Annotated in this window: 11 protein-coding genes; all 11 read left to right on the plus strand. The window is 60.3% G+C overall.

The features are described from left to right. Positions 1-257: hypothetical protein (locus VFE81_RS00305; RefSeq protein ID WP_325042679.1), on the plus strand; the 257-nt coding region annotated here is incomplete at its 5' end. A gap of 495 nt (positions 258-752) precedes the next feature. Beyond that, positions 753-956: a hypothetical protein gene (locus VFE81_RS00310; RefSeq protein WP_325042680.1), complete on the plus strand. Its 204-nt coding sequence runs from the start codon at positions 753-755 to the stop codon at positions 954-956. Between the two features lie 95 nt (positions 957-1051). Next, a complete protein-coding gene (locus VFE81_RS00315; RefSeq protein ID WP_325042681.1) occupies positions 1052-2251 on the plus strand; it encodes a serine hydrolase domain-containing protein in 1200 nt (399 codons plus the stop codon). A gap of 199 nt (positions 2252-2450) precedes the next feature. Next, positions 2451-2741 (plus strand): H-NS histone family protein, encoded by a 291-nt coding sequence (locus VFE81_RS00320; RefSeq protein ID WP_325042682.1) that lies wholly within the window; start codon positions 2451-2453, stop codon positions 2739-2741. Between the two features lie 689 nt (positions 2742-3430). Then, positions 3431-3955, plus strand: coding sequence for a formaldehyde-activating enzyme (fae, locus tag VFE81_RS00325; RefSeq protein ID WP_325042683.1), 525 nt, complete (start codon positions 3431-3433; stop codon positions 3953-3955). Positions 3956-4036: 81 nt separating this feature from the next. Then, on the plus strand, positions 4037-5074 hold the full coding sequence (locus VFE81_RS00330; RefSeq protein ID WP_325042684.1) for an aldo/keto reductase: 1038 nt from the start codon (positions 4037-4039) through the stop codon (positions 5072-5074). Further along, complete coding sequence (locus tag VFE81_RS00335; RefSeq protein ID WP_325042685.1) at positions 5071-6510, plus strand: NAD-dependent succinate-semialdehyde dehydrogenase; 1440 nt, start codon at positions 5071-5073, stop codon at positions 6508-6510. Before VFE81_RS00330 ends, VFE81_RS00335 begins: the two co-directional genes overlap by 4 nt. Before the next feature lie 192 nt (positions 6511-6702). Beyond that, positions 6703-8091 (plus strand): MFS transporter, encoded by a 1389-nt coding sequence (locus VFE81_RS00340; protein ID WP_325042686.1) that lies wholly within the window; start codon positions 6703-6705, stop codon positions 8089-8091. A 381-nt stretch (positions 8092-8472) separates the two neighbouring features. Then, positions 8473-9039, plus strand: coding sequence for a fimbrial protein (locus tag VFE81_RS00345; RefSeq protein ID WP_325042687.1), 567 nt, complete (start codon positions 8473-8475; stop codon positions 9037-9039). 100 nt (positions 9040-9139) lie between these two features. Next, positions 9140-9859 (plus strand): fimbria/pilus periplasmic chaperone, encoded by a 720-nt coding sequence (locus VFE81_RS00350; RefSeq protein ID WP_414695531.1) that lies wholly within the window; start codon positions 9140-9142, stop codon positions 9857-9859. Between the two features lie 136 nt (positions 9860-9995). Next, positions 9996-11197, plus strand: a 1202-nt coding sequence (locus tag VFE81_RS00355) for a fimbria/pilus outer membrane usher protein (RefSeq protein ID WP_325042689.1), incomplete at its 3' end; no start/stop codon positions are given.

The raw sequence follows: 11197 nt of genomic DNA on the forward strand, positions 1-11197 counted from the left end.
AACGCAATCTCTCCTCTTTCGCGCGCCGGACCTGTGCCGCGCTGGCGCTTCCCGCCGTCGCCCTGTTGAGCGGTTGCAGCAGCAGCGCACCGCTGTTTCTGTCGGACGGCCGCCCGACTACGCTGGTTCAATGCCGGGAAGGCTCCGACTCCTGCACGCAGCAGGCAAGCGCAGCGTGTGGCGGCGCGTTCGACGTCGTGCGCCAGTCCAGCGACAACGGCACGTTCAGTCTGATATACGCCTGCCGGGCGAAATGACGTTACGCCAGCCAATGGCTGGCGAAACGGATTGACTATGTTCTTCCTTTATCTCGCCGCGTGGCTGTGACGGCGTGTGTTTCACTCAACGCAGATCCCGTTTGAACGGGCTAAAACCGACCGTGACCTCGTGCAATATGCATATGGCCGTCATAAATATCTGCCTCTAATGCGTATTGCCGAAACGGTTAAGATGCGCATTGGATATTTATCTGGCTGTTCCCAGAGTATTGCTTATACCGTTTGCGCCAATAACGAAGCGCTCCGGTTTCTCCATTAAGCTGAGTCGGTGCGGCACCTAACGGAACGCGAAGAATCTTCGCAGTATCCTTAACTGGCCGGCTCAAAGATAAAACATATACGCAGATTTTGCCGGATCACGACGGGCCGGATTAACGACTTAAGAAAGATTTTCCGCTTGAGCGGGTGGATGAGGTAATTGCGGCACGTTTTATGCTTTTTAAACGGGTTCAATGAGTAATTCCGGGGAAAACAATGAATCACCGTCAACTCGAAAAAGATATCGAGCATCTTGAGCATGTAATCTCGCATATCTCCGCTGAAGACCGTATCCCGCTGTCCTATTGGCGCAATCGCATCGCATCGGTGTCCGGGGCGGGACTGGTGCCGGCGCAGGCCAGCCGGGTCAAACGCCTCAATGCCGCCCTCTCGGCATTGGAGAACCGGCAGAAAGCGTGATTGTCCGCGGGGGCGGATGATGACGTGTACCGTCTGATCAGGTAACGTTTTCTGCAAGAATAAGGGAACGTAACGCCGAAGGACCCAGGAGGAGCATGCACCCAGCAGGACTATCGGCGACCCGCCTGACGGCGCTCACGAACGCCATGCAAGGCTATGTGGAACGCGGCGAGGTGGCGGGCGCCGTTTCGCTGGTCTGGCGGCGCGGTGAAATCGGCTATTTCGAGCCCCTCGGCTTGCGCGACGAAGCCGCGCAATTGCCCATGGAGCGCGAGACGCTGTTTCGCATCGCGTCGATGACCAAACCGGTTACGAGTGCGGCGATCCTGATGCTGATTGAAGAGGATCGGCTCGCACTCGACACGCCGATCTCCTCGTGGCTGCCGGAGCTGGCTGCTCCGGTCGTGCTGCGCGATCCCACCGGCCCGCTCGACGAAACCGATCCGGTCAGAGCGCCGCTTACCATACTCGATCTGCTCACCCATCGCGCCGGCTTTGCTTATCACTTCACCGCCACCGGTCCGTTGGCCGAGGCGTATGCGGCGGCCTTCAACGGCATTGAAGCGCATGGGGATGCCAGCGCGTGGCTGAGGCGGATAGCGGGCTTGCCGTTGATGTTTCAGCCCGGCTCGCGCTGGCACTACGGTATCGCGACCGACGTCCTCGGTGTGTTGATCGAGCGCGTAAGCGGCATGCGGCTCGGCGACTTCTTCCGCACGCGGATCTTCGAACCGCTTGGCATGCGCGACACGGCGTTCTGGGTGCCCGACGCGCAACTCACGCGTTTGGCGACGGCTTATGGCGTCGAGCCGGGAACCGGGCGGCGGGTGGTCGAAGATCATCCGTCGGCGAGCCGCTGGGCGAATCCCGACCGGTTCCAGAGCGGGGGTGGCGGCCTTGTCTCGACGGCGCAGGACTATCTGCAGTTCGCGCAACTGTTGTTAGGGCGTGGACGCGTCGGTTCGACACGCTTGCTGTCGCATCGCTCGGTCGATCTGATGCGCTCGAATTTTCTGACCCGCGACCAGCGCCGCGTGCCGGCGTTCGGTCATGTGCTGTGGGCGGGCCAGGGATTTGGCCTCGGCTTGTCCATCGTCGACGATCCTGCGCAGCAGTTGCCGCTCGGTTATCGGTCAATGGGGTCGTTCGGCTGGCCGGGTGCATATGGCACAAGCTGGTTCGCCGATCCGGTGGAAGACCTGATTGGTCTCATGCTGATTCAGCGGCGTGCTGTCGAACCATTTCCAATGTCGCTCGATTTCGAACGCCGCGTGTACGATGCAATTGACGATTGAGTGCGTTGGCGACGGCAGGTGAGCGGGTAACCGTGGACGGCGGTTAGTCGCAGGCCGTTCTGTGCAGGTCGCCCTATGCGGGCGCACCCGGGGTAGGCCGCTCTATCCGGCACTTTTTTTGTCTGATAGTGTCGCCCCCAGGTGACTTCCTCCGGGGCGTCCGCACTGCAAGTTCGTCAAATCGATCGGAGTACCCGTCATGGCCTCGTACAAACAGTTGACTGCCCAGCTCGAAAAGCTCCACAAGGAAGTCGCGGTGGCGCGCGAAAAAGAAATCGCACAGGCGATCGCCGAGATCAAACAGAAGGTCGCCGAATACGACCTCACGGCGGAAGAGCTGGGTTTCACCAGCAAACGTACAACGGGACGCAAAACGGCTTCTGTAGCCAAGTACCGTAATCCGAAAACCGGCGAAACCTGGAGCGGCCGTGGCCGCTCGCCTGGCTGGCTCGCGGGCAAGAATCGCGAGCGCTTTCTGATCGAAGTCTGAAGCCCTTTCGTGCATGGCGCTTGCGCTCGCATCGCGCCGGGTTTTCCAAAGTGAAGTTGCGCCGGGTTTTTCTCGCACCGCTGAGCGGGTCCCGAAAACGCTCACCTTTCGCGTGAGCCTGCAACACGCGTCGCGGATTTCTCCAACTGCCGCGCGCCAGGATTCGTTATTTCGGTGAGCCTGGTTTTGTTGAATGACGCACCTTGCTGCGCGATCACCTCTGCTGTACCTCGTGGCTGCACAACCTTCCTCGAAACCCGCATCAGCCTTTGCTGGCGGGCGTTCCCAGGCTATCCGAAGAATCGCGGAATCCGTCGGCCGGTTCTCACGCTGCCTTTTCCACGGACTTTGCCTGGCTGCCGAAGCTCGCGCTGCTGGTGCGTGAGCGGCCCGCAGGCGTGTTCACCTTTCGCATCGATTCGAGGTTCGAAATCGCGGGTCCCGAAAACGCTCACCTTTGAGTCTGCGCGTGTGCGCGACGTGGTATGCCATCAAATGCGCCACCTCATACGCAACCAAATGCGCCTCTCATACGCCACCTGAGGCACCACCTCATATGCCCACTTCATGCGCCCCGGGGCAAACCCGGAGATGAGTTCGCCTCATACCCCGGATCAAAACTCATCGATACATGGTCGCGAAGACCGGACAGCACAATCGGTCATCCACTCACCCTCGACGGAAAGACCATGAGCGTATCGACGGACAAACAACTCTTTATCGGCGAAGGATTCGAAGGCCCCGGCGTCAACCTCGCGCACATCAACGTACTAGTCGGCCCGCGTAACGGTCCGGCAGGGCAGGCCTTTGCCACCGCATTGGCGACGCCTTCCGCGGGACATGCGCCGTTCGTCGTGATCGCGAGACCGGGCGTGCCGACCAAGCCGTTGACGCTGTACGTGAACAAGGCGCAGATCGGCAGCGACTTCCACGGCAACGCGACGTGGGGCGCCTCGCAGGCCGGCATCGCCAAGGCGGTGGCCGAGTCGCTGGAGAACGGCACGCTGCCGCCTGAAGCGGAAGACGATTGGGTGGTGGTGTCGGCGAACTGGGTCAACCCGGGCACCGACGATCTCGACGCTGTCTTCGAGAACAACTATCGCGCGTGCAAGAACGCGATCCTCGCGGCGATGAAGGGCCTTCCGCATCGCGACGAAGTGTTCGCCGCGGCGCGCGATGTATCGAATCCGTTCTACACCCCGAAACAACGTTAATCACGCGTAACGCGGTTCGCGCGCCATGGGGCCGGCGCAGCCGCGTACGCAACTCGATTCGATCAGGAAGGAGACAGCACCATGGAATACATCCGCCTCGGCCAATCGGGCCTGAAGGTATCGCGTCTGTGCCTCGGCACGATGAACATGGGCACACCGCAATGGAAGCCGTGGATTTTCGACGAAACGCAAAGCGAGCCGATCGTGCGTCATGCGCTTGAAGCCGGCGTCAATTTCATCGACCTTGCCGATTTCTACTCGATCGGCGTGGGTGAAGAAGTGGTAGGCCGTATTCTGAAACGCATCGCGCGCCGTGAGGAAATTGTCGTGACGACCAAGGTCGGCTACGACATGGGTGCGTATCAGAACGCCGGCGGCCATTCTCGCAAGCACATCATGGACGGCATCGACGCGTCGCTGACCCGCCTCGGAATGGACTACGTCGATATCTACATGCTGCATTTCTTCGACGTGAATACGCCAGTCGAAGAAACGATGGGTGCGTTGAACGATATCGTGTGCGCGGGCAAGGCTCGCTATATCGGCGTATCGACGATGTACACGTGGCAGTTCGCGAAGATCATGCAGGTCTGCGAGCGCAATGGCTGGCACAAGCCGATCAACATGCAGTTGCAATTGAACCTCGCTTATCGCGAGGAAGAGCGCGAGATGATTCCGTACTGCCAGGATCAGGGTGTCGGTGTTTCCGTGTTCAGCCCGCTGGCTCGCGGCCTGCTGACCTGCGACGCAAGCTCCATGCGCAACCAGACCGACTTCTTCACCGCACAAATGTACGGCGATACGGCGTCGCGCGAGATTGCTGCCTCGGTGGCGCGTGTGGCGGCGCGGCGAGGTGTTTCGGCGGCGCAGATCGCGCAGGCGTGGGTGCTGAATCATGGCGGTGTTGCGAGCATGCTGGTCGGCGCGGATACGCCCGCGCAATTCGATAGTGCGCTGGCCGCGCTCGGCACGACGCTCTCTGCCGACGAACTGTTCGAGCTCGAACGCAATTACACGCCGTGCGATCTGATCAACGACTACACCGCAGGAAAACGCATCGCGCGTGAGTCGCGGCTTGCACAAGGCGTGTTCGTCGAGAACCTGGAGAAGGCAGCATGAACGAGTTTCTCCGCACAGGGCATTACATTGGCGGCGAGTGGTACGAAAGCGCGAGCACGTATGCCGTTTGCAACCCCGCCACCGGCGACGTCATCGCGCAGGTTGCCAAAGGCGGTGCGGCGGAAACGACGCGGGCCGTTGCAGCCGCCGAACGCGCCTTTCCGGCATGGCGCGCGATCACAGCAAAGGAACGCGGCGCGCGCGTCAAACGCTGGGGTGAATTGATGCTCCAGAACCGCGACGCGCTTGCCGAACTGCTGACGATGGAGCAAGGCAAACCGCTCGCCGAAGCGCGTGGTGAAGTCGGCTATGCGGCAAGCTTTCTCGAATGGTTCGCCGAGGAAGCCAAGCGCAGTTATGGCGACGTGATCCCGAGCCCGAATCCGAACGCGAAGATCATCGTGACGCGCGAACCGGTCGGCGTGGTCGCGGCGATCACGCCGTGGAACTTTCCGCTCGCGATGATCACGCGCAAGGCTGGACCGGCGCTCGCGGCGGGCTGCACGATGGTGCTCAAGCCTTCGGAAGAAACGCCGTTGTCCGCCTTGGCTTTGGCGGTTCTGGCAGAGAAGGCTGGCATTCCGCCCGGGGTGTTCAACATCGTCTCCGGCGATGCGGTCGCGATTGGCGGGGTGCTGACTGAATCGGAGGTGGTGCGCAAACTGTCGTTCACCGGATCGACGCGTGTTGGCAAACTGCTCGCGAAGCAGTCGGCGGATACGCTGAAAAAGCTGTCGCTCGAACTCGGCGGCAACGCGCCATTCATTGTGTTCGACGACGCGGATCTTGACGCGGCCGTGCAAGGCGCGATGGCCTCGAAGTTTCGCAACACGGGCCAAACCTGTGTGTGCGTGAATCGCTTCTACGTGCAGGACGATATCTACGAAGCGTTCACGCTGGCGCTGACGAAAGCCGTGCGGGAGATGCGGGTTGGCAATGCACTGCAAGGTGAGGTCGAGCAAGGTCCGCTGATCAATCAGGCGGCGCTGAAGAAGGTGGAAACGCATGTCGCCGACGCGCTGCGGAAGGGCGCGAAGATCCTCACCGGCGGCAAACCGCATGCGCTTGGCGGCACGTTCTATGAGCCGACCGTACTGACCGATGCCTCGAAGTCGATGCTGATTGCTTCGGAAGAAACCTTCGGTCCGGTGGCCGCTTGCTTCCGCTTCCAGTCCGAAGACGAAGCTATCGCCGCGGCCAACGACACACCGTTCGGCCTCTCCGCGTACTTCTACACACGCGATCTGGCTCGCGCATGGCGCGTGGCCGATGCGTTGGAAAGCGGCATGGTCGGCATCAACGAAGGAATTCTGTCGACGGAAGTCGCGCCGTTCGGTGGCGTCAAACAATCAGGCCTCGGCCGCGAAGGCTCGAAGTACGGCCTCGATGAATACACCGAACTGAAGTACATGATGATGGGCGGACTCGGCCGCTGATCTTTATACCGTGCTCGCCGCCACGTGCGTGCGTCTGCCTGTCGCTGTATGCCACAAAAGGCAGCCCTTCGCCGGCGGCGCTACCGCGGACACAAACGCAAACGCACGCGCGAAAACGCAAACGACGCAACTCGCCGACGCACTGGCAACATGCCGGACGCGTCGGGTGGACTACACAATGAAGGAGACAGCGTGAGCAATCAGGACATGCAGACGGCCACTCTCGGCCTCGCCTCTGCTTTATCACCCGCTGCGGCGGCACCCGCGCGCGGCTCCATTCCTCTCGACGACGTTCCGCTTAACGCGTTTCACGTCAAGATTGCCGGATTGACGTTCGGCGCGCACTTTACCGAGGGTTTCGCGCTCGGCACGATCGGCTATGCACTGGCCTCACTGAATCGGCAGATGCCGCTCGACGCGTTCTGGATGGGCATGATCGGCAGTTCAGCGCTGATGGGCATTTTCGTGGGCAGCCTCGTGTTCGGCTGGTTGTCCGATCGCCTCGGGCGGCAGAAGATTTTTCTGCTGAGCTTTCTGATCATCACGGCGGCGGCGTTCGCGCAGTTCTATGTGAAGTCGCCTGCGGAATTGTGCTTGTTGCGGGTACTGATTGGCTTCGGCATGGGCGGCGATTTTGCAGTGGGTCACGCGATCCTCGCTGAATTTTCGCCGCGCAAACATCGCGGCACCTTGCTCGGTTCATTCAGCGTTGTGTGGACGGTCGGCTATGTTGTGGCGAACGTGCTCGGCATGCAATACGCCGATGCTTCTCCTGACGCATGGAGATGGTTGCTGGCGTCGGCGGGTATGCCGGCGTTGATCGTGCTGTTACTCCGCATGGGTACGCCTGAGTCGCCGCGCTGGTTGTACGGCAAGGGGCGTGTCGCCGAAGCCAAGGCGATCGTGCTCAAGTACTTCGGTCCCAACGTGACGCTCGACGGCGGCAATGATGGCCACACGGCTCACGGGCATACCGGTTTTGCGCGGCTTTTCAGAAGGGACCTGATTCGCCGGACGATCTTCAATTGCGCGTTCTTTGTGTGCCTCGTGATTCCGTACTTCGCGATTTACACGTTCCTGCCTACGATCCTCAAGGCCATTCATCTGAACGACGGCTCGGGCGCGGACTTTCTGCTGAACGGTTTTCTCGTGCTTGGCGCGCTGATCGGTATCTGGCTCACCATCAAACTCTCGCGTCGCGCGTTCCTCATCGGCTCGTTCGCCGTAACGTGCTTGTCGCTGGTCGCGTTGAGTGTGCTGCCGGAGTCCGCAACGCTGGCGATGATCGTTGCCTTCGCAATCTTCACGCTCACAATGTCTGCATTCTCTAATCTGGTCGGCGTGTTTCCGCCGGAGTGTTTTCCAACCGAGGTGCGCGCCTGCGGTGTCGGGCTTGCGATCGCGTGTAGCCGTCTTGGTTCGGCCGTCGGCACTTTCCTTCTGCCACTTGGGATCGTCCATCTAGGCTTTCACGCGACCATGATGGTGCTTGCGGCTGTTTTGCTGATCGGCATGGTTGTCTCGATTGCTTGGGCACCGGAGACAAAGCATCTGACGTTGAACGAAGCCAGCGGCGCTTAGCGCGCCCACGCGTTTCGATAAAACCCGCCGCACCGGCAACGGTGCGGCGGGTTTTTTGCGTGCGCCGTGTGGTCTGAAATCGACCTTATGCCAGGAATTTTAAGAAAAGTCCTATTCCCAGTCCCTGTAAAAAATCCATCCGTCAGGAATATCTCACTTCTCGTAGGGTAATTCTCAATCAAATAGGAATCGTCCTACGTACTTACGTCGCGCCGAATTTTAATATTGTTTTGCGCCTGAACGAGAGGCCAATAGTTCGAAGCAAAGACCGCCATTTTCCCGGCGTAGAACATTGGAGCGCCCAGGGGCAAATGGCGAGTCTTACTGAATATCGATTCGTCGTTGATCCAATTATTTTATTTACTCACTGGAGCAGCAAACATGAAATCAATCCTCCCCGCAATCGCGATCGCAACCGGCGGTCTGTTGGGCCTCGCATCGTTCGGCGCCCACGCGGCGGACGGCACGATCACGTTCACCGGCACGGTCTCGGATACCACGTGTTCGATCAACGGTACGGCATCGGGCGCCCCGGCTAACCTGGCAGTTATCCTGCCGACGGTTTCCGCAGGTACGCTCGCCGCGCAAGGCGCAGTTGCCGGTACGTCGAGCCCGACCGACATGACGCTCGCACTGAGCGGCTGCTCGGGCACGGCCACCAAGGCGATCGCGGCCTTTGAAAACGGTCCGACCGTCGACCAGGGCACCGGCTATCTGACCAACCAGGCCGCTTCGGGCCCGGCGTCGAACGTCGAAGTGCGTCTGTTGAACGCCTCGCTCCAACCGATCAATATCACGACCGGTTTGAACAACGACATCGCCGGTAACGGCGCAACGATCAGCGGCGGCGCGGCGAATATGAAGTACTTCGCGCAGTACTACGCCACGGGCAAGGCAACGCCGGGCGCAGTGAGCACGTCGGTGCAATACACGATGCAGTATCAGTAAGCGATGACCGGGGCGTTCGTTTGGGCGAACGCCTTTTTTACGGCCTTATTTCAAGATTACTTTCAAAGGTGTTGAGATGAAGTTGCTCGGAAAAATGACGATGGGAATCGGTTTTGCATGTGCGTTGCTAGCAGGCAGCGCACATGCAAGCGTGACGATCGGCGGTACGCGAGTGGTGTATCCGCTCGAGCAACGCGAAGTCACTGTGAAGCTGGATAACGACAGCCACAATCCGTCGCTCGTACAGGTATGGATGGACGACGGCAATGCCGATGCAAAACCTGGTGACGTCAAAGTGCCGTTCGTGATTACGCCGCCGATCTTCCGGATGGATCCGAAGAAAGCGCAGACGCTGCGTGTGATGTACAGCGGCGAAGCGCTGCCGCAAGATCGCGAATCGGTCTACTGGCTGAACGTGCTGGATATTCCGCCGAAAGCCGACGCGGCCGCTGACGCGAATTCGCTGCAACTGGCCTATCGCACCCGTATCAAGGTGTTCGTGCGCCCAGCCAAACTGCCGGGCAAGCCGGAAGAAGCACCCGCGCAATTGAGCTGGAAGATTGCTGCCTCGCCGGATGGCAAGGGCCAGGCGGTGAGCGTATCGAATCCGACGGCGTACTACGTTTCGTTTAGCGAAGTCGATATCGAAAGCGGCGGTCACACGTTCAAGAACGAACAGGGCGGCATGGTTGCGCCGCGCGCTTCGGTGGTCTTGCCGGTAGCCAGGATGAATGGCGTGCCGGCGGGCGCCAAGGTTCACTACACCGCAATTAGCGATTACGGCGGCGCCCTTAGTGGCGACGCGACACTCGGCCAATAGAGCGCAGCAACTGGCCGCTCCGGCGGCAGCCTCCCGCCCTATTGCTTAACCCCTTTCGAGCACATGGCGTGCGTTGCACAGGCAACGCACAACGACGACGCACGCCTGTTGCTGGACATTGGAACTCATTTAGATCATGAAACTCTCACCTCGTCATCAGCCGTGTACTCGCACCAGTGAAGGTTCTGGTTCGTTCGGCCTGAACCCCGTCACCGCGGTTGTCATGTCGGTGTTCGCGGTGCTGGGCGGCGTCCAGTCGACGAGCGTGAGCGCAACAGAAAGCAGCGATACCGTCGCAGCCGTTCAGTTCGATACGACGTTTTTGCGTACCGACCCGAAGCAAACGGTGGACGTTGAGCGTTTCGCGCGTGGTAATGCAGTACAGCCGGGTGTGTATACGGTCGACCTCTGGGTCAACGACCTTCGCGTGGCGCGTCAGGATGTGCGTTTCGTGGCCACGCGTGACGGTCAGAGCGCGCGCGCGTGCTTCAGTCGTCAGATGCTGGAAACGCTGGGTGTCGATTTCGCCAAGGTTGGTGCGGATACGGGCGTGAAGCTGCCGGCGCCTGCGTCGACTGAGGCAGGCGCAAGCGCTGACGTGACCTCCGGCAAACAGTCTGACGACGCCGCTGCCGCCAATACCGACGCATGCGTCGACCTTGCCGCAACTGTACCGGACGCTACTGTCGACTTCGACTTCTCGGAACAGAAGCTCGTGCTGAGCATTCCGCAGAAATACATGCGCAACGCCGCGCGCGGCTATGTGCCGCCGGACATGTGGCAAACCGGTGTGAACGCGGGCTTCGTGAGTTACAACGCGAACACCTATCACACCGCTGGCTCGGGCATGGAGTCGACGCAAAGCTATCTTGGCTTGAACGCCGGCGTGAATATCGGCGCGTGGCATTTCCGTCATCAATCGTCGGTCACGCAGCAGACTGGTCAGGGCACGCATTTCGACAACATCGCGACCTACGTGCAGCACGACGTTGCCGCGTTGAAATCGCAAGTGACGTTGGGCGACGGCTATACGACCGGTGACGTGTTCGACAGCGTGCAGTTCCGTGGTGCGCAGATCGCCACGGACGACCGCATGCTGCCCGAATCGCTGCGTGGCTACGCCCCGGTGGTGCGCGGCACGGCGGAATCGAATGCGCGCGTGACGGTTCGTCAGAACGGACAGGTGATCTATGAAACCAGCGTGTCGCCGGGTCCGTTCGAAATCAACGACCTGTATGCGACTGGCTACGGCGGCAACCTCGACGTAACGGTGACCGAGGCGGATGGCCGCACCAAGACTTTTACGGTGCCGTTTGCTTCAGTCGCGCAATCGTTGCG

The sequence above is a fragment of the Paraburkholderia sp. genome (genome assembly GCF_035656215.1).
GTDB lineage: Bacteria > Pseudomonadota > Gammaproteobacteria > Burkholderiales > Burkholderiaceae > Paraburkholderia.

Excerpts from the sequence above, each read along its gene's own strand:
- VFE81_RS00310 (WP_325042680.1), top strand. The coding sequence starts at position 753 with ATGAATCACCGTCAACTCGAAAAAGATATCGAGCATCTTGAGCATGTA.
- VFE81_RS00315 (WP_325042681.1), top strand. The coding sequence starts at position 1,052 with ATGCACCCAGCAGGACTATCGGCGACCCGCCTGACGGCGCTCACGAAC.
- VFE81_RS00320 (WP_325042682.1), top strand. The coding sequence starts at position 2,451 with ATGGCCTCGTACAAACAGTTGACTGCCCAGCTCGAAAAGCTCCACAAG.
- fae (WP_325042683.1), top strand. The coding sequence starts at position 3,431 with ATGAGCGTATCGACGGACAAACAACTCTTTATCGGCGAAGGATTCGAA.
- VFE81_RS00330 (WP_325042684.1), top strand. The coding sequence starts at position 4,037 with ATGGAATACATCCGCCTCGGCCAATCGGGCCTGAAGGTATCGCGTCTG.
- VFE81_RS00335 (WP_325042685.1), top strand. The coding sequence starts at position 5,071 with ATGAACGAGTTTCTCCGCACAGGGCATTACATTGGCGGCGAGTGGTAC.
- VFE81_RS00345 (WP_325042687.1), top strand. The coding sequence starts at position 8,473 with ATGAAATCAATCCTCCCCGCAATCGCGATCGCAACCGGCGGTCTGTTG.
- VFE81_RS00350 (WP_414695531.1), top strand. The coding sequence starts at position 9,140 with ATGGGAATCGGTTTTGCATGTGCGTTGCTAGCAGGCAGCGCACATGCA.